Origin of the sequence: Sphingobium sp. EM0848, assembly GCF_013375555.1 — a bacterium.
Classification (GTDB): domain Bacteria; phylum Pseudomonadota; class Alphaproteobacteria; order Sphingomonadales; family Sphingomonadaceae; genus Sphingobium.
Map to the genome: position 1 here is coordinate 2,021,281 of NZ_JABXWB010000001.1, position 23,680 is coordinate 2,044,960.

Genomic DNA, 23,680 nt, shown 5'->3' on the forward strand with positions numbered 1-23,680 from the left:
ATGAATTTTGCCCGCGTCTCACTCGCCCGGTTTAGCAGCAAGCGGTTATCAATCCGTAACGGCGGCACGACAAATTCCAGGAAAATGCAGGGACGGGAACACACCGCTTTCGGCACGCCCCCGTCTCTAAATCATAAAACCGGAAACTCAGGCCGCGATGTCGTAAGGCCGAATTTCACCCGTCAAATAGAGGTTGCGCGCCTTCGACCGGCTGAGCTTGCCCGAACTGGTGCGCGGCAGGGTCCGCGGCGGAACCAGTTCGACCACGCAATTCATGCCGGTGATGGCCCGCACCCGTTCGCGAATCTGGTCGCGCAGGCGGGTACGCTCGTCATTGTCGGAGGTACGGCAATGCACCAGCACGGCGGGCGCTTCCTCACCGCCCGGCGTGGTGATGGCGAAGGCGGCGATATCACCCTGCTTGAAGCCGGGAAGCTGCTCCACCGCCCATTCGATATCCTGCGGCCAGTGATTCTTGCCGTTGATGATGATCATGTCCTTGGCGCGGCCGACAATATAAAGATAGCCGTCGGACAGATAGCCCATGTCGCCAGTGTCCAGCCAACCGTCGAGCATGCAGGCGTCGGTCGCCTCCTGATCGCGGAAATAGCCGACCATCAGGCTCGGCCCGGTGGTCCACACCTTGCCGATCTGGCGTTCGTTCAGCACGCCGCCATCCTCGTCGCGGATCTCCACGATCATGTCGCGGGCGGGCTTGCCGCAGTTGACGATCGAGCGGAAGCGCTGCGGACGGCCCTCGGTCGCGTCGCCGCCCGACAGGTCGGTTTCCTCAACCAGCTCGACGATGATGCCCTCGCCCGGCGGCATGATGGTGACGGCCAGCGTCGCTTCAGCGAGGCCATAGCTCGGCAGGAAGGCCCTGGGGCTGAAGCCCGCGTCACCGAAGGCGTCGACAAAGCTCTGCATCACGTCGGGACGGATCATATCCGCGCCATTGCCCGCCAGCCGCCAGCGCGACAGGTCGAAGCGATCCTGCGCCTTGGTCTGGCTCGACATGCGGCGCGCGCAGATATCATAGCCGAAGGTCGGCGAATAGCTGATCGAAGTGCCCTCATTACGGCTGATCAGGTCCAGCCATGCCAGCGGACGGCGGGCGAAATCCTCAGTCTTCATATAGTCGGTCGACACCTGGTTAGCGACGACGGACAGGAAGCAGCCAACCAGACCCATGTCATGATACCAGGGCAACCAACTGATGCAGCGATCGGTCGCGATCAGTTCCATGCCATGGCTGTGCGCGGCAAGATTGCTCAGCAGCGCATGGTGCGTCACCGCCACGCCATGGGGGAAGCGCGTCGAACCGCTGCTATATTGCAGATAGGCGATTTCCTCACCCTTCGCCTGCGGCAGGTCGCAGGGCACGGCCTCGCGGGCGATGAAATCCTCGAACGCGATGCTCTCGACAGCCTTCTGACGGCCGGATTCCCCTGCCATCTCTTCCAGTTCCTTGGGGAAGAGGAACAGCATCGGGTCGCAGCTCGACAGCTGGACGTTCAGCTGGTCGATATAGCTTTCCTTGCCGCCGAAGCTGGTCGGCAGCGGCAGCGGCACCGGCCAGGCACCCGCATAGACGATGCCGAAGAAGAGCTGGGCGAAATCCACGCCCGTTTCGGCCACCAGCGCCACGCGGTCTTCCGGCTTCACACCATGGGCGATCAGCCGGTGCGCGCAGGCAATGGCGTCCTCGCGCAGCTCCGCAAAGGGATAGGGTCGCGCCAGATTTCCACGGGCATCGTGGAAATTCAGGCCCCGCCGCCCCGTCGCAGCATAATCCAACGCCTCGCCCAGCGTCTCGAAATCCGAGAAACGGCGGGGCAGATCGTCGGTGGTCGGCGTCGGTGCCATCATGCTTTGCGAACCCGTCATATTGGTGTCACCCAATGCGTTAATTGTCATAGTCTTCATATCCGGGCGCGCCGCTAACAGCTTTCGCGCGACTTTGCACCGGATAGTTGCATTCCAGCCTGGGCTTTTACTCTACAAGGGGCGGTAAAATTCCGGCCCGACTGTGGCATAATCAAGGCGCAGCAGGCATGAAGCATGTCCATGACCGGCAAACGCCCCCCTCCACCCCTTGATGAAGAGGCTCTGCGCGAACTGGCGCTGCGCTATGTCGGGCGTTTCGCGACCAGCCGCGCCAGGCTGCTCGCCTATCTGGGCCGCAAGATCAAGGAGCGCGGCTGGGGCGGCGAGGCGCCCGCCGATCCGCAGGCGCTGGTCGATCGCCTGAGCGAACTGCGCTATGTCGACGATGCCGGCTATGCGACGATGAAAAGCGCCTCGCTCACCCGGCGCGGCTATGGCGCGCGCCGGGTCGCGGAAAGCCTGCGCGCCGACGGCATCTCCGAAGTCGACCGTGAAGAAGCCGATGCCCAGACGGCATCCGAAAGCTGGCAGGCCGCCGACCGCTTCGCCCGCCGCAAGCGTCTTGGCCCCTATGCCCTGACGCTGCCTGACCCGAAACAGCGCGAAAAAGCCATCGCCGCCTTCCTGCGCGCCGGACACAATTATGAAACGGCCCGCCGCTGGATTGATGCCGCACCGGGAGAAGTGCCGGAGCAAGAGGAATAATCCGCTCAAACCACGAGCGTCTTGAGTAGCGCCACCCCCGCCCGATAGGTTACCTCCACTCCATGAAGCGCCTCTTCCTCCTGCCACTCGCCCTCCTCGCCGCCTGCTCGTCCTCCGCGCCCCAGGCCGAAAACGCAACCGCCACGGCAGTCCCCCAGCGAACCGCCCTCCTCCCCCTCGTCATTCGTACCGCCAGAGGCGACCACCGCTTCACCGTAGAGGTCGCCCGCACCGAGCAGGAACAGGAACAGGGCCTCATGTTCCGCAAATCGCTCGACGCCGATTCCGGCATGCTCTTCCCGATGTCCCCGCCCCGCACGGCCAGCTTCTGGATGAAGAACACGCTGATCCCGCTCGACATGCTGTTCATCCATACGGACGGCAGCATCGCCTTTCTGAAGGCCAATGCGCAGCCCTATTCCCGCGAACCCGTCTCAGCCGGCATCCCCGTCGCCGCCGTTCTTGAACTGCGCGGCGGGCGCGCGGCGGAACTGGGCATCAGGGAAGGCGACCGCATCCGTTGGGGGCCTTGCGCCGTGCCCGGCGCACCGCAGCCCAAGGACAGCCCCAATTTCTGTCCGCCAAACTAGAAGCACCTTGCCAAGCGCCAGCCCCAGCGGCTAAGCGCTTCGCCCATGGGACTCCTTGGCAAGATCTTCACCTGGTGGGATGGCGCGACCATCGGCACCGCGCTCTACACCTCCCGCAAGGGCACCAAGGTCGGTGAGGACCATCAGGGCAATGTCTATTATGAAGGCGGCAAGGACGTGAACGGCCTGACCCGCCGCTGGGTCATCTACAACGGTCCCAATGATTCGAGCCGCGTGCCCGCCGAATGGCATGGCTGGCTGCATCATTCGATCGAGGGCGCGCCCGAAAGCTTTCTGCCGCCGCCGCGCATCTGGGAAAAGGACTTCACCCCCAACGCCACCGGCACGGCGAATGCCTATCGCCCCTCCGGCGCGCTCGAAAAGGGCGGGCAGCGCCAGAAGGCAACCGGCGATTATGAAGCGTGGAGCCCCGAGGCGTCATGATCCCGCGCCCGGCGGGACGTTTCCTGCCGATTCTCGGTTGCACCCTGATGATGGCCGGCTGCGGCGGTGACGATCTGCCTACAGCCAACCAGTCCGGCCCCGTCCGCATCGAAGGGCAGAAGATCAGCAACGGCGAATCGGGCAGCCTGCCCGGCACGCCGATGAGCGAGCGGGTGGCGGTGATCGGCCTGCTCAACAAGCGCAACGGCATCACCGCCGACCTCAAGATGAAGCCCGGCGAAGCGTTGCGCGTGGGCGACGCCATCGTCCGCCTTCTGGCATGCGAAACCACCGCACCCTGGGAAAATGTGCAGGAAACCGGGGCTTTCGTGCAACTGGATGTGCGCAGCACAGCCGACAATAAATGGCGGCGCAATTTTTCCGGTTGGCTGTTCAGGGAACGGCCCGACCGCAATGTGGTGCAGCATCCAATCTATGACGTCTGGGTGAGAAGCTGCACGATGTCCTGGCCCGAAACCGGCCCCGATACGGTGAAACTGGGCGACAAGGGGGATGTCCCCGCCGCCAAGGCATCACCGGCCAGTGGCGAAAATGCCAGCTCCGCCCAGACTCCGGAACCAGCCGCCAGCACGCCCCGTCCCGCGCCCAGCGCCACGCCGTCGAGCGCGCCCGCCAAAGACTGAAGATAATCGCGCTGGCTGATCTCGATCGCGCCCAGCGATCGCAGATGTTCGGTCATGAACTGGCAGTCGAGCAGGGTGAAGCCGCCAAAGCGCATCCGCGCCGTCAGCCAGGCCAACGCCACCTTCGACGCGTCGGTCCGGCGCGACACCATGCTTTCGCCGAAAAAGGCCCGCCCCATCGCCACGCCATAGAGGCCGCCGACCAGTTCCTCGCCCTCCCACACCTCCACGCTATGGGCGAAGCCGATCTCGTGCAGATGACGGTAAGCGCGTTCGATCGGATGATTGATCCAGGTGGAGGGCCGGTCGGCGGCTGACTCCGCGCAAAGCCGCACGATCCCCGCAAAATCGCGATTGGCGGTAACCCGAAACCGATCCCGCCGAATCGTCTTGGCCAGCGAATGGGAGATGTGGAAGCCATCCAGCGGCATGATCGCCCGCCGCTTCGGCTCGATCCAATAGACTTCCTCCGCCTCGCGATCGTCGGACATGGGAAACACGCCGATAGCGTAGGCCTGCAGCAGCACCAGCGGATCAATGGTCATCAAGGAAAAGATGTAACTCCAGATGCGCTTACGCGCCAGTGACAGTTTGCGGCCACCGCCAGATCATTTCGTGCCTAACCCACCCGATACCAGCCCGCCACCCGATCCAGCGCCAGCGTCAGCACCAGCTTTCCCGCACGGGTCGGCCAGCCCAGCGCCTTTTCCGCCGCCGCCAGCCCTTCCCCCGCGCAGGCCACCCGCCAAAGTACATCCGCCAGCCCCGGTCCCGCTGCCCGGATCGCGCCATCGAACCGCTCCCTCGCGGACAGTTGCGCCACGGTCGGCTCCGCCCTGCGCCCCGCCCGCCCCTGGCGCGGCGTCACGTCCCAGCGCATGGTGATGCGTGGCCCCAGCCCGGCCTTTTCCCAATCCGCGCGCAACATGTCGCCCGCGACATAATGGCGCTCGCTCAAATGCCCCCGCGCATGCAGCCAGGCCAGCGGTGATTCCCCGATGTTCACGGCCACCTTCCGCACCTGACCAAAGGGATCCTCGATAATCTGTTCGACACATTGCGCGGCCATGCGGCGCCCTCCCTGCTGGAATTGGATGCAGGGGACTTGCCATGCAGGCGCCTTTGTAGGAAAGGATAAAAACCAAATAGGTGAAACAGGACGACATATGATCACCCGTATCCGGGAAGTGCGCAAGGCAAAGGGGTTGACGCTGGAACAGGTGGGGGCGCTGTGCAATCCCCCGACCACGGCTCAGACCATCGGCCGATTGGAAACCGGAACCCGAACCGTATCGGTCAACTGGCTGAACCGCATCGCCAAGGCGCTGGGCGTCGCTTCTTCGGAACTGGTGGCCCTGCCCGGCCAGAGCGTCGTGCCCGTCGCCGCGCTGCTCGGCCCTGACGGTGCCCGCGCGCCGACCCGCCCGCTCGCGCTCCCCCCGCCGGCCCCCGCCGACGCCATGGTCGGCGTGCAGGTATCGGGCAGCATCGGCGATTACCGCAGCGGCGATGAAATCTGGTGCCGCCGCATCCTGCCCGACGAATTTGCCAGCGCCCTCAACCGCGACCTGCTGTTGCCGCGCCATGCCGGGCGCTTCCTGTTCGGACGGCTGATCGGGCGGGAGGATGACCGGCTGCAAATCCTGCCGCTGGGCAGCGGGTCGCGCCAGCAGGTGATCACCGACCCACCTTGGGGCGCCGTGGCGGTCCAACTGGTGAGAAGGCTGTAGACAGGCGGGCCGCTTCATCCTTAACCCGTCATCAACTGCGGTGTTGTAGGAAGATGCCATGACGCTGAACGTCCTGACGCTGTCGACCCTGTTTCCGGACATGAGCCGGCCCAATTTCGGCGTCTTCGTCGAACGGCAGGCGCGGGAACTGGCCAGCCGGGACGGCGTCAGGGTCACGGTGGTCGCGCCGCTCGGCATCCCGCCCTGGCCGCTTTCCCGATCGAAGCGTTACGCGGCCCTTTCCGCCCTGCCCGCCAGGGAAAGATGGAAGGACCTGACCGTCTATCGCCCGGTCTTTCCGATCCTGCCCAAATTCGGCGGACGGCTGAACGTCCACAGCATGACCCGCGCCATCCTGCCGCTGGTCCGGCAGTTGCACGCACAGCAACCCTTCGACGTGATCGACGCCAGCTTCTTCTTCCCCGACGGCCCGGTCGCGCAACGCCTGTCCCGTGCGCTCGGCATCCCCTATTCGGTCAAGGCGCGCGGCGCCGACATCCATTATTGGGGCACGCGCAAGGGCACGCGGAAGATGGTGAAGCGCGCCGCCGACGATGCCACGGGCCTGCTCGCCGTGTCGGATGCGATGCGCCGGTCAATGGCGCGCATGGGCATCGATGCCGACAAGATCCGCGTCCATTATACCGGGGTGGACCTCGACCGTTTCGAGATCGTCGACCGCGCCACCGCGAAGGAAGCGCTGGGCTTCGAAGGGCCGGTCGTCCTGTGCGTCGGCGCGCTGATCCCGCGCAAGGGACAAGAACTGCTGGTGCAGGCGCTGCCGCAACTGCATGGCGTGACGCTGCTGTTCGCCGGGCAGGGGCAATATCGCCGGGCCTTGGAGAAGCAGGCGGAGGAACTGGGCGTCGACCGGCGCATCGGCTTCCTCGGCTCCGTGCCGCATGACCGACTGCCGCGCATCTATGCCGCCGCCGATGTGATGGCGCTGCCATCCTCCTCCGAAGGCCTCGCCAATGCCTGGGTCGAAGCGCTGGCCTGCGGCACGCCGATCGTCATCACCGATGTCGGCGGCGCGCGGGAACTGCTGGATCGCCCCGAAGCGGGCCAGATCGTCGCGCGCGAACCGGAAGCGCTGGCCGCCGCGATCAGCGATATCCTCATCAACCCGCCCGAGCGCGAGGCGGTGCGCGAGACAGCGCGGCGCTTCACCTGGAGCGCCAATGGCGACGCGCTGCTGGAGCATCTCCGCAAGATTGCGGGTCAGCCGGCCTGATCCCAGCTTGATATGAGGCGCGCCTTCCCATCCGGCGTCGGGAACCGCCCCTCATCGAACGGCACCTCCCCCCAGCGCCAGGGCGTCAGTTCATCATAAGCCGGGTTGGAGATGGGCGCGTGCCGACTGAGGTTGAGCAGCCTCCCCCCTTCATTGCGATAGGCGGTCAACCGCACATGCTCGCGATAGATTTCCGCCGGTCGCTCATAATGAAAGGCATCGCCCCAGCCCATGGCGCGAGCGATCCGGGTCACGATCCACCAGTCGGGCTTCGCCTCACCGGGCAAGGGAAAGAGCCGCCGTTGCCGGCTGATCAGCCGATCCGCGCCGGTCAGCGTTCCGTCCTTTTCCACCCATACCGGCGAGGGGAGCGCGACCCTGCCCGCGCCTCTCAACTCCGGCCCCATCCACGGCGTCGTCGCGATCAGCAGCGGCACCCGATCCAGCAAGCCACGGATCGGATGCCCCGCCGAGGGCAATCCGCCCAACATCAGCAGCGCCTTGATCCGCCCCTCGCCCATCGCCTCGGCCAGGGCCGTACCGGACAGGCCGGATTGTCGCGCCATGGCGGTCGCGCCCCAGAAACGCTCGACCGCCGCCAGCGCGTCGGGAGAGAAATCCCGATGCGCCGCCAACTCGCCCGCGCGGCAGCCGACCTCCCGCCCGCCCATGCCATTGGCCGCATCGGTGACGGCGAAGGGCGTGGCGCCCGGCCTGCCGATCCGGCCCGTGGCGAGATGAAGGTTGAGGACGGCGGCGGACAGACGCCGCGCATCCTCCCCGGCCTCGCAAGGACTGAACAGCGTCACCAGACGCGGCGAACCAGCCACCGCTTCATAAAAAGCCCGAACCTCTCCCGGCTCCAGACCACAGGCGCGCGCCACCGACCAGAGATCATGCCCCTTCCGCAATCCGGCCCAGAAATCGGAAGGCACCGCAACGCTGCGGGCCAGAAAAGCCTCGTCCAGAACCCCGCCATCCCGGCAATGCAACAGCAGTCCGGACAGCAGCGCCGCCTCGCCGCCGGGCGTGACTGTCAGGCGCAGATCGGCCTCGATCTCCTGCCCCTCATCCCCGCGCGCGATCAGGATCAGCCGCGCACCCTGCTCCCGCGCAGCTTCGATACGATCCTGAAGCACCGGATGGCGGCGGACGGCATCCCCACCCACCACCAATATCAGGTCCGCCCGTCCGATATCCTCGGCAGCGGCAGGCATCACATCCTCGCCAAAGGCCGCGCGCTGCGCCGCCGCCATGCCCCCTGCCTCGGCCCAAAGCGCATCGATATGGGCGGAGCCGATGAAACCCTTCATCAGCTTGTTGGCGACATAATAATCCTCGGTCAGCAGCCCGCCCGGCACATGCAGTGCCACGCTGTCCGGCCCATGGCGGGCGATGACATCGCCCAGACGCCGCGCAGCCTGCCCAAGCGCGCGATCCCACCCGACCGCCCGGTCATCGACCATCGGCCGAAGCAGCCGATCGTCGAGCGGCAGCATGTCGTCGAGCGCCCCGCTTTTCGCGCAGAGCAAGCCGCCATTGACGGGATGCACCGGATCGCCATCGATCCGGACCTGCCGCCCCTCGCCGGTTACGGCGCGGATGCCGCAACCCAGGCCGCACTGGCCGCAAAGCGATCGAATGGCCGGCACGGCGCGATCAGGCCGCCGGCAGGGTCGGGAGGAAGATCATGACCCCGCTTAACCGATGGTCGCCCAAGACAAAAGACCGGCGAACTGGCAAGAAGGGGGGATGCAGAAAGTGATTCTCCGCGCCCTCGCGCTGCTCGCTATATTTCTTCATATATCGCTCGTGCCCGCCATGGCGCAGCAGCGGGGGCCTTTGGTGCTCGCCGCCGCCAGCATGCAGGAGGCGATGACCGCCGCCGCCGATGCCTGGGCGGCTCGGCGCCATGCCCGCCCCGTCCTGTCCTTCGCCGCCTCTTCCGCCCTTGCCCGCCAGATCAAGAGCGGTGCTCCGGCCGACCTGTTCGTCTCCGCCGATGAGGATTGGATGGACGATGTGGAAAAGGCCGGGTTCGTCCAGCGCGGCAGCCGCGCCGATCTGGCGGGGAACCAGCTTGTACTGATCGCGCCCGCCCGCATGCCGGTGCGGCTGCGCATCGCCCGGAACATGCCGCTTGCCCGGACGCTGGGCGATTCCCGCCTCGCCATGGCCAATCCCGACAGCGTGCCCGCGGGCAAATATGGCAAGGCGGCGCTGACCATGCTCGGCATCTGGCCCTCAGTCGCGAACCGGCTGGCGCTGGGCGACAATGTCCGCTCGGCCATGGCGCTGGTGGAGCGTGGCGAGGCGCGGCTGGGCATCGTCTACGCGACCGACGCCCGCGCCTCGAAGGATGTGATGGTGGCCGGCACCTTTCCGCCGGGCAGCCATGAACCGATCCGCTACCCCATAGCCCGCCTCGCCAAAAGCCAAAGCGCCGATGCGGAAGGCTTCCGCCGCTTCCTGCTCTCCGATGCCGGGCAGAGCATCCTTGCGCGCTACGGTTTCAGCCGCCCCTAGGACAGATCGGCATTCATTTCTGGCAGGCGATGATCGCGTCGATCACCGACAGCGTCTCCTGCGGGTCGCGCACGCGCACCGTATCCAGCCCCAGTTGCTTCGCCGGATAATCATTGCCGCCGGGGAAAATCGCATCACCGATGAACATCATCGCGTCGAGCGCGATCCCGCTCGCATCGCGCAGCTTTTTCAGCCCATAGGCCTTGTCCACCCCCTCACGCGTGATGTCGATGGAGGTCGCCCCGCCCATATTGATCGACAGGCCGGGCAGGCGTTCCCGCAAGTCCGCCTGGATCACCTTGCGCTTGGCGAAATCCGGGTCCCACACTTCCTTGGCATGGATCGGCGCCTGCTGGCCGAGCGCGGAAAAGGTGATCTGGCTCCCCCGATCCTCGATCCGCTCGCCCCACACCTCTTCCGGCACGAAGCCGGTCGCTTCCAGCGAAGCGTCGAAGGCCTCCAAAATCGCCTGCTTCTGCGCGTCGTCGAACAGTTCGGCATAGACCGGCGCCCAGCCACGCTCGCCATAAGTATAGAGCTTCGTCCCCGTGGTCGGCATCAGCCACAGGCGCGAACGGTCCGCCCGCTCCGGCAGGCGGCTTGCCACCTGCTTGTCGAATTGCGGCCAGTCACCCCCGGAAATCACCGCGACATGGGCGACCTGCAACAGCCCCGCCAGCGCCTCACCCATCGCTTCCTCCAGCGGCTGCTTGCTCTCCGCAAGCGTCCCATCAAGGTCGAAGGCGATCAATTCTTTCATGCGGACGGCTCCAGACTGGACAGGCGGTGGCTTTGCCCCGTGCGTCGGTGCGATGCAATGCTCATGACGAAGGCTGGTTTTTTCCATTTTCCTGTTCAAAAGAGAGGGCATGATCCTGTCACCCGAAGAATGGGGCATCGTCCTGCTGTCGCTTCAGGTCAGCCTGGTCGCGGTGGGGCTGATGCTGCCCATTGCCTTTGCGCTGGCCTGGCTGCTGGCCCGCGCCCGCTTTCCCGGCAAGCTGCTGATCGATGCGGTCGTGCACCTGCCGCTGGTGGTGCCGCCGGTCGTCACCGGATGGCTGCTGCTGCTGCTCTTCGGCGCCAACGGCCCGCTGGGGGGCCTGCTGGAGCGGACGCTGGGCATCAGCCTCATGTTCCGCTGGACCGGCGCCGCGCTGGCCGCCGCGATCATGGCGATGCCGCTGATGGTGCGCGCCATGCGCCTGTCGATCGAAGGCATCGACCATCGGCTGGAACTGGCGGCCCGGACGCTGGGCGCGCGGCCATGGCGCGTCTTTTTCAGTATTTCCCTGCCGCTGGCCCTGCCCGGCATATTGGCGGGATTGGTGCTCGGCTTCGCCCGCTCCATCGGGGAATTCGGCGCGACCATCACCTTCGTCTCCGACGTGCCGGGCGAAACCCGCACCTTACCCATCGCCATCTATTCCGCGCTGCAAGTGCCGGGCGCGGAAACAGCCGTGACGCGGCTCGCCATATTGTCCGTCATCCTGTCGCTGGCGGCGCTGGTCGCATCGGAAATGCTGGCCCGCCGCGCCGCAGGAGGCCGCACCAATCATGTCCTTTGACCTCGATCTGGACCATCGCATCGGCGATCGCCGGATCACGCTCCAATGCCGCACCGACGCGGGCCTCGTCGCGCTGTTCGCACCCTCTGGCGCGGGCAAGACCAGCATCCTCAACATGGTGGCGGGCATCCTGACCCCGGACCGGGGCCGGATCGCCGTTGCGGGCGAGATGCTGTTCGACAGCGCGACGGGGATCAACCGGCCCCCGGAACAACGCCGCGCCGGTTACGTATTTCAGGACGGCCGCCTCTTTCCGCACAAAAAGGTCCGCGCCAACCTGCTCTACGGCCAGCATGGCAATCCGCCCATGTCGTTCGAGGCGGTGCTCGATTTCCTGGGCATCGGCCATCTGCTCGACCGCTGGCCCGCCACCCTGTCGGGCGGCGAGGCGCAGCGCGTCGCAATCGGCCGGGCGCTGCTGTCGGGCCCGCGCTTCCTGCTGATGGACGAACCGCTCTCCTCGCTCGATCCGTCGCGGCGGGAGGACATCCTCTCCGTGATCGAGCGGATGAAGCGCGACCTCGCCATGCCGATCCTCTATGTCAGCCACGACCGCGCGGAGGTCGAGCGGCTGGCCGACCAGATCATCCCGCTGTGACGGGCAGGCCCACATCCGTCAGCGCGCAGTTGAGATAGGCGAGGAAAGCCTTCCGCCGCACCGGCGCGCGCGCGCGCAGCCATGCCAGCCCGACAATCGCCCGCCACTCCGGCACATGATGGAAATGGTCCGGCGCGATGCAGCGATAATGGTCAACATAGCAGCGCGCCGCCCAATCGCGCACCCGGTTGGTCAGCCAGTCCTGCGGCCCCTCGCCAAAGCGCATCAACATTTCCGTCCGCACTATGTCCGGCGTCACCGGCCCGCGTGACGCCTTGGACCAGTCGATCGCAACCGGCCCGCTGTCTGCCATCAGGATGTTCTTCACATGAAAATCGCCATGCAGCAGCCGGTCGCCATCGGGCAGCCCGTCCAACAGGCGAAGCGCGGCCTCCTGCAAGGCCGGATCGGCAGGTCCGTAGATGATGTCCGTCCCGAGCACCTGCCGCAGCGCGCGCAGGCCCGGCGCCGGACAGCCATGAATCCGCCGGTGGAATGCCGCCATGTCGCGCAGCATCGCACCGCTTTCCAACGGACGCACGCGCATCCGCCGCATCAACGTCGGCCCCGCTATCTCGGGATAGAGGATCGCCCGCCCCGCCCTCAGGCGCAATTGCTCGACCGGCCGGGCGACCGCGATGCCGCAATCCGCCGCCAGCGTCGCCGCCGCGAATTCGCGGTCGATCATCTCCTCCGAAACGGCGGCATGGAAAATCTTGACGACATAGCGTTCAGGCACGCGGCACACCCGCGCGCTGGCGCCGGATGCCAGGGTCGAAAGATTGTCCTCCAGTAATTCGGCCGACATCCCGGATGGTGCGGACGACACCCTAGCGCGCAGCGGTTCGCGCGGAATTCAGATCGTGCACCTCCGCCCCGCGCCGAACGGGCGCGCGCGCCGGTGGCCTGCGGGTCAGCCGCTCGACCGCATTCTCGACCAGCATCGCCAACCCCTCTTCGCTGAGCAGGCCGCCCCGGATCAGGCAACGGTCGATCAGCACCCGGCGGAAGGCGGAATAGAGCGCCATGTCCGGCGCTCCCGGCGCCGACCAGAACTCATCGAGCGACCTTTTATGCACCACGCCCGGCACTTTGTAGACCGCGTGACCCAGCACCACCACCGGCTTACCCGCATTCAGCGCCAGCGTGCCTACGGTGCTGTTGACCGTCACCACGCCCAGCGACCTGCCGACCACCTCGGCAATGTCCCAGTCCGCCAGATAGAAGACGCGATCGCCGACGCCATAATGCGCCGCCAACCGCCGCACCAGCCGTCCCCAGGCCACCAGCCCCGGATCGAGCGGATGCCGCTTCACCACCAGAGCGGTATTGGCCGGGGCGTGGGACGCAAAGCTCTTGATCACGAAGCGCAGCGCCGCCCGCATCGTGCCAAAGGGCGAATGCACGCGAATCTGATAGTCGGAATCGAGCTGGAGCGGCAGAGCGAAATAGGGCCGGTCCCCGACCTCCGCCCATTGCTCGCGCGACTTGCGGCGCTCGGCATGGCGCAGGTTCAGCTTCTTGAACCAACCCACCGTCTCCCAGAGGAAGCTGTTGGGCCGGTGCGTCTTGTAGAAGGGAAAGGCAGGCCGCATCAATGCCGACGCCATGCCGTTGCGCCCGGTGTTGAAGGCGCGCTGGCGGAAGGTGGAGGGGATTTGCGGGTCCCGCCCATTTTCCTCCGGCGGCAGCGCCCTGGCCTGCTCCAGATACCAGTCGGGATCGAGCGGCAGGGTCGAATTGCCGTTCACCCCCTCTTCCTGAAGCGTCAGGAAATCGGGCCGGATATAGCCTTCCTCCACCACATGGACGCGCAGATTGCGCAACCGCGCCATCTTGTGCGCCGACGCATGATAGGGGCGGCAATCGCCGTAGAGAATAAGGTCGGTGACGCCATGGTTGACGATATAATCGTCGAAGAAAAGCGGCCAGTTGCGGAAGGTCCCGCGATAGTCGGTCGCCCCCTCCCCCTGCCAGTCGACCTTATCGCCGCCATTGATGTTGATGCGTAGCGCCTGGTGCCCCTTTGCACGCAAGGCCTCGGCCAACATGGCGAAATAGGGTCCATGCGGCCCCTGAAGAAACAGGAAGGTCTTGGCTCGGGCGTCAACCATGCAAATACTCGGCAGACAAGGTCATAAATCTCTGCAACTTCCCCTGTAAAGTCCGCAGTCGGATCAACCAGGATACCGGCAACGGCGCCCCGCTTGCCAGCCGCTCCACCATCACCTCGGGGCCGCAGGGCAAGCGCGTTACCGGATCCAGATAGAGTGGATAAAGAATGAGGGCGCCCGCGACAAGCTGATCCAGGCTGAGTTGACGACCACGCCGTTCATTGGGCTGCACCAGATCGCGTGTCAGCCCCCATCCGGCGTAGAAGGGCATGCCGTGCACCGACACCGGCCGGTCGCGCATCAGCGCCTCGAACCCGGTGAGAGAGGAGAGCACATGCACCTCGTCCACCGCCTGCACCAGTTCCATGAGCGGCGATCCCGTGTCGATGCAATCGGCGTGTGCCAGCACCACCGCGTCGCCTAGATGCCCCTTGCGCAGCCCCGCCTGCACATCCGGGTGGGGGCGATAGACGATGAACGCATCCGGCTCGGCAGCACGCACCCGCTTCAGCAGGTCCAGATTGCCCGCCACACCCGCACCGCCATAGGCGACCGACAGGTCATCCTCCACCTGCCCCACGGCCAGGACGGTGCGGCGTCCGTACGGCAGATCGATCATCCGCCCGGCATCGCGGCCATATTTGGTGACGGCCGATGCCCGGATCGCCGCGCGCAGACGCGCCGCCCGCGCCTCCAGTCCGGGGGAAAAGACATGGGTCGCCAGCAGCTTTTCCATATCGCTCGGCCGCCGCGCATCATAATAAATGCCCAAACGGTCGACCACCACGGAGCCGGGCGGATGCAACGCAGCGCCCAGCCCCCTGGAACGAAGGAAGCCATCCTCGACGCGGGCGATGGCGACATCGCTCTGCTCCAGAACGTCTGAAGACACGCGTGAGGGCCAGACGGCCAGCACAGCGCCCTGCTTCCGCGCCCGCCGCAGCCCTTTCTCCGTCGGCAGGAAAGGCGGCGAACGCACGCCGTCCCACAGGAAATGGCGCATCGCCTCCCGCTTCCAGAAAGCCATGCCGCTGGCCGCCGCGATCCCCTGATTGCCGTCCAGATGCCGCCGCCAGTCGGCCAGTTGCGCCACCGCCTGCGCCGCATCGACCGCCTCTCCACTGAAGCAATCGCGATAGCTGGCCGCCGCGATCCTGGCGCGGGCGGCTTCCCGCAACCGCTCAGGCGCGACCGGCGCTTCATCGGGACCGAAGACCGGCACGCCCAGCAGCCCCGCGACGATCGCCAGATCATCGTCCGGCGCGGCATGAACGGATCGCGCGGAAGCGATCAGCGTCCAGAGGTCGCTCGGCTCCGGCAGGATCACGCCTGACGCACGGGCCACCCGCTTGCCCTTCAAGGCCACGCCGATGTCCCGCTCGGTCAGCCCGTCCAGCGCCGCCTGCGGCACCGCGACGCCCTCGCGCATCACCAGCTTGATGCCTGTGGGGCGATGCCCCCAGAATGTGCCGCCGACCCGCGCGTCGGCAATGGCGTCGAGCACGGCGTCGGATATGTCAACAAGCCGCTCGTCCGGCCGCAGGGCGCGGCTGATCGCGGCCACTGCGGCCTTCACCCCCGGAAAGGGTGGAGAGCGCAGAAAAGGTTGCGCATTCGTCAAAGCCGTCCCTTGCCCCCGTCAGACCCACAGCACATGGTGCGACGCTTCAACCGCCAAAAACGCAATCCATACAATGGCTTCTGTGCGCCCGATGGAAATACGTCAAGCACCGGCCGATGCCGTCATCTCCTGCAACATATCCGCCACAATATCGAAATAGGCTTTCCATGTCGGTGGACGCCAGGCCGCGATCCGCGCCAGTTGCGCTTCACGCTCCGGCGATGCCGGCTGGCAATAGGCCTCAATGGCGCGCAGCCAACCCAGCCCGTCCAGCGGATCGAGATAGTCCGGCGCATTCCCGCCGACCTCCCGATGCGCGACGATGTCGCTGCAAATCACCGGCACGCCCGCCGAAAGGGTTTCGATCACCGGCATGCCATAGCCTTCCTCGAAGGAAGGCATCAGCATCGCCCGCGCCCCCGCGACCAGCGCGTTCATTTGGCTGTCGGGCACGCTGCCCGCCTCGATCACATGCCCGCGCAGGATCTCCGCGCGCTCCAGCATGTCGACGACATTCTCATTTTCCCAACCACGCCGCCCGATGAGCACCAGCACCGGCGCCTTGTCGCCCAGCTTTTCCACCAGCCGCCGCCAGATATTCAGCAACAGCAGATGGTTCTTCCGGGGTTCGATGGTCGAGATATAGACGAAATAGGGCCGGTCCGGCAGGTCATGACCGCCCTCCACCACCATGTCGGGCGCATCGGCGCCGAAATGCGCCACCCGGATCACGCGCCCAGCAAGGCCACGCGTCAGATGCGGCGCCAGCGCGTCGATGGTCGCCCGGCTGTTGCCGATGATCCCATCGGCATAGCGGTCGATCGTCCGCACCCGCTTCAGATGCTCGTCCGCGCCCTGGGGCCGGGCGAATTCAGGATGGGTCAGCGGGATCACATCATGCACCAGCGTCACGAAACGCGCACCCTCCGCCCGCAGGATCGCACCGACCTGATCGGCATCGTCCAGATGATGCGGCGACACCTGCAAATAAATGCGCGGCCCGTCCGCCACCGGCACCGGGCGGGGACGCAGGGCGATCAGATGGCGGATGACCGCCGCCTTGCTCTCCTTTTCATCCACCGGCCCCTTGTTGCGCCAGCGCGCCGCCGTGAAAGCCAGAAACTGGCGCACCGCCACATCCTTCAACCGCCCATAATAGCCCCCCGCCGGGTGCACGGCGGCAAAGGCGAGACGCTCCGGCATCCGCTCCAGCAATTCGCGGGCATAGGTAAATTCGACCCGGTCGATGCCGGTCGGCGCGGCATGAAAACTGCGCGAGAGCAGCCGCGAAATGTCGAGAATGACCTCCGCAGGCCGATCCCCGCCGGAAAAGCGCCGGCTTTCCCGCTTGGAGCGCAGCGCCAGCCGCGCCCCAGGGGCCTTGAAGGGCTTGAGCGCCATGTCAGAGCAACTGCATCAGAACTGCGCGCGAATCTCTTCCGCCAATGCCTGCAATGTCGCCGGATCGGCGAAATCGCCCTGTGCATGGGCGACGAAGTTGCGGGACTGCCCCTCCCAGCGCGGTACGATATGGACATGCAGATGGAACACGGTCTGCCCGGCCGGTGCGCCGTTGAACTGGGCGACATGAATGCCATCGGGGTCCAGCGCCTTGCGGGTCGCATTGGCGACCTTCTTCACCGTCGCCATGATCTGCGCCAGCGCCTCGTCCTCGACTTCCAGGATATTGCGCGCCCTCGACCATTTGGAAATGACCAGGCTGTGCCCCTTCGACTGCGGCTGGATGTCGAGGAAGGCATAGGTATGCTCATCCTCATATAATTTGGTCGAAGGGATTTTTCCCTGCAGGATCAGGGCAAAGACATTGCCGTCGTCATAAATGCCGTCGAGGCTCATTGCGCGTCCTTAAGCAAGATAGTGCGCGGTCGTCTTAGCGGCGACTTCCTGCGCCGTCACGCCCGGAGCGAGTTGGACGAGCCGGAACGGGCTGTCATGGTCGGGCCGCTGGAAGACGCACAGGTCGGTGACGATCATGTCGACCACATTCTTGCCGGTCAGCGGCAGGGTGCAGGCGGGGATGAATTTGGGGCTGCCGTCCTTGGAGGTGTGCTCCATGACGACGATGATCTTCTTGACGCCCGCGACCAGATCCATCGCGCCGCCCATGCCCTTGATCATCTTGCCGGGGATCATCCAGTTGGCGATGTCGCCATTTTCCGCTACTTCCATCGCGCCCAGCACGGTCAGGTCGATATGCCCGCCCCGGATCATCGCGAAACTGTCGGCGCTGGAGAAATAGGCCGAATTGGGCAATTCGCTGATCGTCTGCTTGCCCGCATTGATCAGGTCGGCATCCTCCTCGCCCTCATAGGGGAAGGGGCCGATGCCCAGCATCCCGTTCTCGGACTGGAGCGTCACCTCCACGCCCGCGGGAATATGGTTCGCCACCAGCGTCGGGATGCCGATGCCCAGGTTCACGTAGAAACCGTCTTGCAGCTCCTTCGCCGCGCGGGCGGCCATTTCATCGCGTGACCAGCCTTTGGATTCCTGGGCCATTATGCAGTCTCCCTCTGGCGAACGGTGCGGAATTCGATCTTCTTGTCATAGGGGCTGCCTATGATCATGCGCTTCACATAGATGCCGGGCAGATGGATCGCATCGGGATCGAGGCTGCCGACCGGCACCACTTCCTCGACCTCCGCGACGCAGATCTTGGCCGCCGTCGCCATAGGCGCATTGAAGTTGCGCGCCGTCTTGCGGAAGATCAGATTGCCGCTCTCATCAGCCTTCCAGCCCTTGACGATCGCCACGTCCGCGAAAATCCCGCGTTCCAGGATATAATCCTGCCCGTCGAAAGTCTTGACTTCCTTGCCCTCGGCCACGGCGGTGCCTACGCCCGTCCTGGTGTAGAAGCCCGGAATCCCCGCGCCGCCCGCGCGGCAGCGTTCCGCCAGCGTGCCCTGCGGGCAGAATTCGACCTCCAGCTCTCCCGCCAGATATTGCCGCTCGAATTCCTTATTCTCCCCGACATAGGAGGAGATCATCTTCTTCACCTGCCGCGTGCGCAGCAGCTTGCCCAGCCCCTCGCCATCGATCCCGGCATTGTTGGAGGCGATGGTCAGGTCCCTGACGCCCGAATCCCGGATCGCGTCGATCAGCCGTTCCGGAATGCCGCACAGCCCAAAACCGCCCGCGCACAGATGCATCCCGTCGAAGAGAAGACCCTCCAACGCGGATGCAGCATCGGGGTAGAGCTTGTTCACCATCGCTTGTCCTCCTCTTCCAAACCTTCGCCAAGGAATAGGAGGAAGCCGGGAGGTGGTCAATTTGCTGCGATAGCGAAAATCTCAAATCAATCCGGCCAGCGGACTCGACGGATCGGCATACATGCGCTTGCCCATGCGCCCGGCGCGATAGGCCATGCGGCCCGCCTCGACCCCCGCCTTCATCGCGGCGGCCATCAGCACCGGGTCCTTCGCCTCGGCTATGGCGGTGTTCATGAGCACGCCGGTGCAGCCCAATTCCATGGCCTGCGCCGCTTCCGACGCCGTGCCCACGCCCGCATCGACCAGCACCGGCAGCTTCGTGCCCTCGACGATCAGCCGGATGGTCACGCGGTTCTGGATGCCCAGCCCCGACCCGATCGGCGCGCCCAGCGGCATGATCGCCACCGCGCCCACATCCTCCAGCCGCTTGGCCGCAATCGGATCGTCTACGCAATAGACCATCGGCTTGAAGCCTTCCTTGGCCAATATCTCGGTCGCCCGCAGCGTCTCCACCATGTCGGGATAGAGCGTCCGCGCCTCGCCCAGCACCTCCAGCTTCACCAGATCCCAGCCGCCCGCCTCACGCGCCAGACGCAGCGTGCGGATCGCCTCCTCGCCGGTATAGCAGCCCGCCGTATTGGGCAGATAAGTGATCTTCCTGGGATCGATAAAGTCGGTCAGCATCGGCGCCTTGGGGTCCGACACATTGACCCGCCGCACCGCCACGGTGACGATCTCCGCCCCCGAAGCCGCGACCGCCGCCGCATTCTGCTCGAAATCCTTATATTTGCCGGTGCCGACAATCAGGCGCGAACGGAAGGTCCTGCCCGCCACGGTCCAGCTATCCTCATCGACCGCCGACACGTCGCCACCGCCAACGAAGTGCACAATCTCCAGTTCATCGCCATCCTCGACGCGCACCTGCGCCAGGGTCGAACGCGGCACCACCTCCAGATTGCGCTCCACCGCCACCTTTTCCGGCGCGAAGCCCAACTCGCTCGCCAACGCCGCCAGCGTCATGCCTTCGCGCACGCGGCGATGCTCGCCATTGATATGGATGGAGATGGTTCCGTCGACGCTCACTATGCAAACCTTCCTTGATGCGGCTAAGAGGCTTTCATGTCCGCGCGCCGCATATAGGGTCAGCGACACGCGCCCCGCAACCATTCAAGGGAACAGTCATGGCCGACACGCGCAAGATTTATGTGTTGAACGGTCCCAACCTCAACATGCTGGGCACGCGCGAGCCGGAAATCTATGGCTATGACACGCTGGACGACATTGCCGAACGGATGGAGGACGCCGCCGGTCGCGCCCATGTCGAGATCGATTTCCGCCAGTCCAACCATGAAGGCCATCTGATCGACTGGTTGCAGGAAGCGCATTTCGAGGGCGCCCATGCCGTCATCCTCAATCCCGGCGGGCTCACCCACACCTCCGTCGCGCTGCACGACGCGATCAAGGGCATCGCCGTCCCGGTGATCGAAATCCATCTTTCCAACCCCCATAAGCGGGAGGATTTCCGCCACAAAAGCTATGTCGGCATGGCGGCGAAGGGAACCATCGCGGGCTTCGGCGCGATGTCCTATATGCTGGCGCTGGAAGCTGCCCTCGAACTGTAACTCGACGCACATAAGTTGCGCTTTGCCGTAAATGCGCATAGGCGCGAGCGTCAGAAACGAAATTCACGTGTCCAGGGACAGACAATGAACGACAAGGAAAAGGGCGCAATGCAGGTGGACGTACAGCTGGTGCGCGATCTCGCCGCGCTGCTCGATGACACCAATCTGACGGAAATCGAAGTCGAGGACGGCGATCGCAAGATCCGCGTCGCGCGCAAGGTCGGTGGCGGCGCACCCGTCGCCTATGCGCCCGCCCCCGTCGCTGTCGCCCCGGTCGCCGCCGCGCCTTCTGCCGCTCCGGCTGAAGCCGCCGCGCCCGCCATTTCCGCCAATGCCATCCGCTCGCCCATCGTCGGCACCGCCTATCTGGCGGCCGAGCCGGGCGCGGCGCCCTTCGCCGCCGTCGGTTCGACCGTGAAGGCGGGCGACACCGTGCTGATCGTCGAAGCCATGAAGGTCATGAACGCGATCACCGCGCCCAATGCCGGCACGGTCAAGGCCGTTCTGGTCGATAACGGCCAGCCGGTCGAATATGACCAGCCGCTGATCGTCATCGAATAAGGCGCTCTTATGGCCATCGAAAAGCTGCTGATCGCGAACCGGGGCGAAATTGCCCTGCGCATCCATCGCGCCTGCCATGAAATGGGCATCAAGACGGTGGCGGTCCATTCGACCGCCGACGCCGATGCCATGCATGTGCGCCTTGCCGACGAAGCGATCTGCATCGGGCCGCCCGCGGCCAAGGACAGCTATCTCAACATCGCCGCGATCATCTCCGCCGCCGAAATCTCCGGCGCGGACGCGATCCATCCCGGCTATGGCTTCCTGTCGGAAAACGCCCAGTTCGCGGAAATCGTGGAGGCGCATAACCTCGCCTTCGTGGGGCCGAAGCCCGAACATATCCGCATCATGGGCGACAAGGTCGAGGCGAAGCGCACCGCTGGCGCGCTCGGCCTGCCGCTGGTCCCCGGCTCCGACGGCGCGATCACCAGCGTCGAGGAGGCCAAGGAAGTGGCCGCCAAGATCGGCTACCCCGTGCTGATCAAGGCCGCGTCGGGCGGTGGCGGTCGCGGCATGAAAGTCGTGCCGGAGGAATCCCAGCTCGAAACGCTGATGAAGCAGGCCGGGTCGGAGGCGAAGGCCGCCTTTGGCGACGACACCGTCTACATGGAAAAATATCTGGGCAATCCCCGGCATATCGAATTCCAGGTCTTCGGTGACGGCAATGGCAACGCGATCCACCTCGGCGAGCGCGACTGCTCGCTCCAGCGCCGCCACCAGAAGGTGTTGGAAGAAGCCCCCTCCCCCGTCCTCTCCACCGCCGAGCGCGACCGGATGGGCGAAGTGGTGCGCAAGGCGATGGCCGACATGGGCTATCGCGGCGCGGGCACGATCGAATTCCTGTGGGAAGACGGCGAATTCTACTTCATCGAGATGAACACCCGCCTTCAGGTGGAGCATCCCGTGACGGAGATGATCACCGGCGTCGACCTCGTCCGCGAACAGATTCGCGTGGCGGAAGGCAAGCCGCTGTCGGTCGCGCAGGAAGATATCGAATTCCACGGCCACGCCATCGAATGCCGCATCAACGCCGAAGATCCCCGGACCTTCGCGCCGTCGCCGGGCACCGTCACCAGCTATCATGTTCCAGGCGGCATGCATGTCCGCGTCGATAGCGGCCTCTATCAGGGCTATAAGGTGCCGCCTTACTATGACAGCATGATCGGCAAGCTGATCGTCTATGGCCGCACCCGCGAAGGCTGCATCATGCGCCTGAAGCGCGCGCTGGAGGAATATGTGATCGAGGGCATGAAGACCACGATCCCGCTCCACCAGAAACTGCTGACCGACCCGGATTTCCTGAACGGCGACTATACGATCAAGTGGCTGGAAGAGTGGCTGTCGAAGGACGACGCGAAGTGACGAAAGCGACCATCTGGCACAATCCCCGCTGCTCCAAGTCGAGGGCCGCGCTTGCAATCCTCGAAGCCGCGCCGAGGGTCGAGGTCGAGGTGGTCGAATATCTCAAGACCTCGCCCAGCCGCGCCGAAATCGAAACGGTGCTGGCCAGGGCGGGCGTCCACCCCTCGCAGGCTCTCCGCAAGGGCGAGGCGGTCGTCAAGGAAATCGGCCTCGACGTGACGGATGACAAGGCGGTCCTCGACGCGATGGCAGCACACCCGATCCTGATCGAGCGCGCCATCGTCATCACGGAAAAAGGCGCCGTCATCGCCCGCCCGCCCGAGCGGGTCAGCGAAGTTCTTTAGACCTGCGCTCTTACATGGCTGACCACAGCCACGGCGCCGACAGATGTCGGCGTCACTCCCGACGCTCCCCTCCCGCATCCATCAGCGTCGTTCGGCCCCTGGCTCGAACGCGGGCGCCGCTATGGGAGGTCAAATTGGTCGAGCGGACCAATCCTGCCAGCCGGAAGCTCGTGCAATAAACAACGCCCTCTGATGAAGTTCAGTACGGCGGAGCAAGGACAGCGGATTTGGGTGGCTAGCGGACCGGCTGGTTCGCCGCCTCTGATCCAAGATCAGCGTGTGCGGCAGCAAACATATCATGCTGAAGCGCTTTGCCGTTATCCGTCCAGCAACCTTCATCTACCGGCGCGGCTTGAACTTGACCCGCCACCCTAACCCAAAAGCTGGTTGACCCGTCCATCGACGGGAGATCGATAGTGATCTGGCTAGGTTGTAAGCGTCGCCTACGCCGAGCCTCGCTATTTTCGACGCGCAGACAATTGGGTGTTTTGAATCCCAATTTTACAACCTTTGTCGCCAAGGCCCGTATGTTAGCGAGGTGATCTGCGGATAACCGCCCCTGCTGAGCTGCGACGGGCTCCAAAGCTCCGCCTTTCGGTTGTGCCAGCCGATATTCGCCGCTTTCAAGGTCGATTTTCAGTTCGGAGTGGAGCGACATTATGCCGCCCGATACATATTCGATGCGGTCTGGCAGGGGTGTTGATCCGGCAAGGGCTGGCTGCGCGGTCACGATGAACGTGGCGAGGATCGGGAAAGATGATTTCTTAATCATAGCCGCTCTACCTGCATCCTTCCGACATAACATTGCTATCCGATAGCAAGAAATGGTCGAAACCAGCCAATAATATCAAAAAGGGCGGAACCTCTCGGCCCGCCCTCTTCTCGTCTTACCTGACAGCGCGC

Annotated in this window: 26 protein-coding genes and 1 pseudogene; 13 read left to right on the forward strand and 14 right to left on the reverse strand. The window is 65.0% G+C overall.

From position 1 onward, the window contains the following. Positions 1–147: 147 nt before the first annotated feature. Positions 148–1,869 (reverse strand): fatty acyl-AMP ligase, encoded by a 1,722-nt coding sequence (locus HUK73_RS09660; protein ID WP_176592904.1) that lies wholly within the window; start codon positions 1,867–1,869, stop codon positions 148–150. Between the two features lie 198 nt (positions 1,870–2,067). Here HUK73_RS09660 and HUK73_RS09665 point away from each other — a divergent pair, with 198 nt between their 5' ends. The 4 genes and pseudogenes from HUK73_RS09665 to HUK73_RS27140 form a co-directional block, all read left to right on the forward strand. Continuing rightward, positions 2,068–2,592 (forward strand): regulatory protein RecX, encoded by a 525-nt coding sequence (locus HUK73_RS09665; protein WP_176591706.1) that lies wholly within the window; start codon positions 2,068–2,070, stop codon positions 2,590–2,592. Between the two features lie 62 nt (positions 2,593–2,654). Further along, positions 2,655–3,182: a DUF192 domain-containing protein gene (locus HUK73_RS09670; RefSeq protein ID WP_176591707.1), complete on the forward strand. Its 528-nt coding sequence runs from the start codon at positions 2,655–2,657 to the stop codon at positions 3,180–3,182. 45 nt (positions 3,183–3,227) lie between these two features. Continuing rightward, on the forward strand, positions 3,228–3,626 hold the full coding sequence (locus tag HUK73_RS09675) for an NADH:ubiquinone oxidoreductase subunit NDUFA12 (protein ID WP_176591708.1): 399 nt from the start codon (positions 3,228–3,230) through the stop codon (positions 3,624–3,626). Between the two features lie 227 nt (positions 3,627–3,853). Beyond that, a pseudogene (locus tag HUK73_RS27140) lies at positions 3,854–4,024 on the forward strand (DUF2155 domain-containing protein); the annotation flags it as partial. Between the two features lie 35 nt (positions 4,025–4,059). Here HUK73_RS27140 and aat read toward each other — a convergent pair. After that, entirely contained in the window at positions 4,060–4,815 is a 756-nt protein-coding gene (aat, locus tag HUK73_RS09685; protein ID WP_176592905.1) for a leucyl/phenylalanyl-tRNA--protein transferase, read from the reverse strand. Between the two features lie 74 nt (positions 4,816–4,889). After that, on the reverse strand, positions 4,890–5,339 hold the full coding sequence (locus HUK73_RS09690) for a DUF6456 domain-containing protein (protein WP_176591709.1): 450 nt from the start codon (positions 5,337–5,339) through the stop codon (positions 4,890–4,892). Positions 5,340–5,436: 97 nt separating this feature from the next. On the opposite strand from HUK73_RS09690, the gene HUK73_RS09695 reads away from it, so the two are divergent. Both HUK73_RS09695 and HUK73_RS09700 read left to right on the forward strand, forming a co-directional pair. Further along, a complete protein-coding gene (locus HUK73_RS09695) occupies positions 5,437–6,000 on the forward strand; it encodes a helix-turn-helix domain-containing protein (protein ID WP_176591710.1) in 564 nt (187 codons plus the stop codon). 58 nt (positions 6,001–6,058) lie between these two features. Then, positions 6,059–7,234, forward strand: coding sequence for a glycosyltransferase (locus tag HUK73_RS09700; protein WP_176591711.1), 1,176 nt, complete (start codon positions 6,059–6,061; stop codon positions 7,232–7,234). On the opposite strand, the gene HUK73_RS09705 is transcribed toward HUK73_RS09700, so the two are convergent. After that, positions 7,222–8,886: a molybdopterin-dependent oxidoreductase gene (locus tag HUK73_RS09705; protein WP_176591712.1), complete on the reverse strand. Its 1,665-nt coding sequence runs from the start codon at positions 8,884–8,886 to the stop codon at positions 7,222–7,224. The two genes, HUK73_RS09700 and HUK73_RS09705, sit on opposite strands and share 13 nt — an antisense overlap. A 100-nt stretch (positions 8,887–8,986) precedes the next feature. Here HUK73_RS09705 and modA point away from each other — a divergent pair, with 100 nt between their 5' ends. Beyond that, positions 8,987–9,760 (forward strand): molybdate ABC transporter substrate-binding protein, encoded by a 774-nt coding sequence (gene modA / locus HUK73_RS09710; protein ID WP_176591713.1) that lies wholly within the window; start codon positions 8,987–8,989, stop codon positions 9,758–9,760. Positions 9,761–9,773: 13 nt separating this feature from the next. Here modA and HUK73_RS09715 read toward each other — a convergent pair whose 3' ends face one another. Beyond that, complete coding sequence (locus HUK73_RS09715) at positions 9,774–10,520, reverse strand: HAD-IIB family hydrolase (protein ID WP_176591714.1); 747 nt, start codon at positions 10,518–10,520, stop codon at positions 9,774–9,776. A gap of 109 nt (positions 10,521–10,629) precedes the next feature. Here HUK73_RS09715 and modB point away from each other — a divergent pair, with 109 nt between their 5' ends. Both modB and HUK73_RS09725 read left to right on the forward strand, forming a co-directional pair. Continuing rightward, positions 10,630–11,328, forward strand: coding sequence for a molybdate ABC transporter permease subunit (modB, locus tag HUK73_RS09720; RefSeq protein WP_176591715.1), 699 nt, complete (start codon positions 10,630–10,632; stop codon positions 11,326–11,328). Next, positions 11,318–11,926: an ATP-binding cassette domain-containing protein gene (locus tag HUK73_RS09725; protein WP_176591716.1), complete on the forward strand. Its 609-nt coding sequence runs from the start codon at positions 11,318–11,320 to the stop codon at positions 11,924–11,926. The genes modB and HUK73_RS09725 overlap by 11 nt, the downstream gene beginning before the upstream one ends. Here the strand turns inward: HUK73_RS09725 and HUK73_RS09730 are convergent. From HUK73_RS09730 to thiS, 8 genes are all read right to left on the reverse strand, one after another. Continuing rightward, positions 11,913–12,734, reverse strand: a complete 822-nt coding sequence (locus HUK73_RS09730; RefSeq protein ID WP_176591717.1) for an aminoglycoside phosphotransferase family protein — start codon at positions 12,732–12,734, stop codon at positions 11,913–11,915. The genes HUK73_RS09725 and HUK73_RS09730 overlap by 14 nt on opposite strands. A gap of 22 nt (positions 12,735–12,756) precedes the next feature. Beyond that, positions 12,757–14,040 (reverse strand): capsule biosynthesis protein, encoded by a 1,284-nt coding sequence (locus HUK73_RS09735; RefSeq protein ID WP_176591718.1) that lies wholly within the window; start codon positions 14,038–14,040, stop codon positions 12,757–12,759. Next, entirely contained in the window at positions 14,033–15,661 is a 1,629-nt protein-coding gene (locus HUK73_RS09740; RefSeq protein WP_176591719.1) for a beta-3-deoxy-D-manno-oct-2-ulosonic acid transferase, read from the reverse strand. The genes HUK73_RS09735 and HUK73_RS09740 overlap by 8 nt, the downstream gene beginning before the upstream one ends. Positions 15,662–15,763: 102 nt before the next feature. Beyond that, entirely contained in the window at positions 15,764–17,062 is a 1,299-nt protein-coding gene (locus HUK73_RS09745) for a glycosyltransferase family 1 protein (RefSeq protein ID WP_176591720.1), read from the reverse strand. Positions 17,063–17,077: 15 nt separating this feature from the next. After that, a complete protein-coding gene (locus HUK73_RS09750; protein WP_176591721.1) occupies positions 17,078–17,518 on the reverse strand; it encodes an HIT family protein in 441 nt (146 codons plus the stop codon). 9 nt (positions 17,519–17,527) lie between these two features. Beyond that, positions 17,528–18,178, reverse strand: coding sequence for a CoA transferase subunit B (locus HUK73_RS09755; protein WP_176591722.1), 651 nt, complete (start codon positions 18,176–18,178; stop codon positions 17,528–17,530). Further along, complete coding sequence (locus tag HUK73_RS09760; protein ID WP_176591723.1) at positions 18,178–18,888, reverse strand: CoA transferase subunit A; 711 nt, start codon at positions 18,886–18,888, stop codon at positions 18,178–18,180. Before HUK73_RS09760 ends, HUK73_RS09755 begins: the two co-directional genes overlap by 1 nt. An 81-nt stretch (positions 18,889–18,969) precedes the next feature. Further along, on the reverse strand, positions 18,970–19,971 hold the full coding sequence (gene thiS / locus HUK73_RS09765; RefSeq protein ID WP_176591724.1) for a sulfur carrier protein ThiS: 1,002 nt from the start codon (positions 19,969–19,971) through the stop codon (positions 18,970–18,972). Between the two features lie 98 nt (positions 19,972–20,069). On the opposite strand from thiS, the gene aroQ reads away from it, so the two are divergent. From aroQ to arsC, 4 genes are all read left to right on the forward strand, one after another. After that, complete coding sequence (gene aroQ / locus HUK73_RS09770; protein ID WP_176591725.1) at positions 20,070–20,510, forward strand: type II 3-dehydroquinate dehydratase; 441 nt, start codon at positions 20,070–20,072, stop codon at positions 20,508–20,510. Positions 20,511–20,594: 84 nt separating this feature from the next. Then, entirely contained in the window at positions 20,595–21,071 is a 477-nt protein-coding gene (gene accB / locus HUK73_RS09775) for an acetyl-CoA carboxylase biotin carboxyl carrier protein (protein ID WP_176591726.1), read from the forward strand. Positions 21,072–21,080: 9 nt separating this feature from the next. After that, entirely contained in the window at positions 21,081–22,433 is a 1,353-nt protein-coding gene (accC, locus tag HUK73_RS09780) for an acetyl-CoA carboxylase biotin carboxylase subunit (RefSeq protein ID WP_176591727.1), read from the forward strand. After that, the gene (gene arsC / locus HUK73_RS09785; RefSeq protein WP_176591728.1) at positions 22,430–22,777 is read left to right on the forward strand and encodes an arsenate reductase (glutaredoxin); all 348 of its coding nucleotides are present in this window, start codon (positions 22,430–22,432) and stop codon (positions 22,775–22,777) included. Before accC ends, arsC begins: the two co-directional genes overlap by 4 nt. Before the next feature lie 235 nt (positions 22,778–23,012). Here arsC and HUK73_RS09790 read toward each other — a convergent pair whose 3' ends face one another. Then, positions 23,013–23,549, reverse strand: a complete 537-nt coding sequence (locus HUK73_RS09790; RefSeq protein WP_176591729.1) for a hypothetical protein — start codon at positions 23,547–23,549, stop codon at positions 23,013–23,015. Positions 23,550–23,680: the final 131 nt, after the last annotated feature.

What these genes read in the sequence shown, in the direction of transcription:
- HUK73_RS09660 (WP_176592904.1), bottom strand. Translation starts at nt 1,869, where the DNA reads ATGATGGCACCGACGCCGACCACCGACGATCTGCCCCGCCGTTTCTCG.
- HUK73_RS09665 (WP_176591706.1), top strand. Translation starts at nt 2,068, where the DNA reads ATGACCGGCAAACGCCCCCCTCCACCCCTTGATGAAGAGGCTCTGCGC.
- HUK73_RS09670 (WP_176591707.1), top strand. Translation starts at nt 2,655, where the DNA reads ATGAAGCGCCTCTTCCTCCTGCCACTCGCCCTCCTCGCCGCCTGCTCG.
- HUK73_RS09675 (WP_176591708.1), top strand. Translation starts at nt 3,228, where the DNA reads ATGGGACTCCTTGGCAAGATCTTCACCTGGTGGGATGGCGCGACCATC.
- aat (WP_176592905.1), bottom strand. Translation starts at nt 4,815, where the DNA reads ATGACCATTGATCCGCTGGTGCTGCTGCAGGCCTACGCTATCGGCGTG.
- HUK73_RS09690 (WP_176591709.1), bottom strand. Translation starts at nt 5,339, where the DNA reads ATGGCCGCGCAATGTGTCGAACAGATTATCGAGGATCCCTTTGGTCAG.
- HUK73_RS09695 (WP_176591710.1), top strand. Translation starts at nt 5,437, where the DNA reads ATGATCACCCGTATCCGGGAAGTGCGCAAGGCAAAGGGGTTGACGCTG.
- HUK73_RS09700 (WP_176591711.1), top strand. Translation starts at nt 6,059, where the DNA reads ATGACGCTGAACGTCCTGACGCTGTCGACCCTGTTTCCGGACATGAGC.
- modA (WP_176591713.1), top strand. Translation starts at nt 8,987, where the DNA reads ATGCAGAAAGTGATTCTCCGCGCCCTCGCGCTGCTCGCTATATTTCTT.
- HUK73_RS09715 (WP_176591714.1), bottom strand. Translation starts at nt 10,520, where the DNA reads ATGAAAGAATTGATCGCCTTCGACCTTGATGGGACGCTTGCGGAGAGC.
- modB (WP_176591715.1), top strand. Translation starts at nt 10,630, where the DNA reads ATGATCCTGTCACCCGAAGAATGGGGCATCGTCCTGCTGTCGCTTCAG.
- HUK73_RS09725 (WP_176591716.1), top strand. Translation starts at nt 11,318, where the DNA reads ATGTCCTTTGACCTCGATCTGGACCATCGCATCGGCGATCGCCGGATC.
- HUK73_RS09730 (WP_176591717.1), bottom strand. Translation starts at nt 12,734, where the DNA reads ATGTCGGCCGAATTACTGGAGGACAATCTTTCGACCCTGGCATCCGGC.
- HUK73_RS09735 (WP_176591718.1), bottom strand. Translation starts at nt 14,040, where the DNA reads ATGGTTGACGCCCGAGCCAAGACCTTCCTGTTTCTTCAGGGGCCGCAT.
- HUK73_RS09745 (WP_176591720.1), bottom strand. Translation starts at nt 17,062, where the DNA reads ATGGCGCTCAAGCCCTTCAAGGCCCCTGGGGCGCGGCTGGCGCTGCGC.
- HUK73_RS09750 (WP_176591721.1), bottom strand. Translation starts at nt 17,518, where the DNA reads ATGAGCCTCGACGGCATTTATGACGACGGCAATGTCTTTGCCCTGATC.
- HUK73_RS09755 (WP_176591722.1), bottom strand. Translation starts at nt 18,178, where the DNA reads ATGGCCCAGGAATCCAAAGGCTGGTCACGCGATGAAATGGCCGCCCGC.
- HUK73_RS09760 (WP_176591723.1), bottom strand. Translation starts at nt 18,888, where the DNA reads ATGGTGAACAAGCTCTACCCCGATGCTGCATCCGCGTTGGAGGGTCTT.
- aroQ (WP_176591725.1), top strand. Translation starts at nt 20,070, where the DNA reads ATGGCCGACACGCGCAAGATTTATGTGTTGAACGGTCCCAACCTCAAC.
- accB (WP_176591726.1), top strand. Translation starts at nt 20,595, where the DNA reads ATGAACGACAAGGAAAAGGGCGCAATGCAGGTGGACGTACAGCTGGTG.
- accC (WP_176591727.1), top strand. Translation starts at nt 21,081, where the DNA reads ATGGCCATCGAAAAGCTGCTGATCGCGAACCGGGGCGAAATTGCCCTG.
- HUK73_RS09790 (WP_176591729.1), bottom strand. Translation starts at nt 23,549, where the DNA reads ATGATTAAGAAATCATCTTTCCCGATCCTCGCCACGTTCATCGTGACC.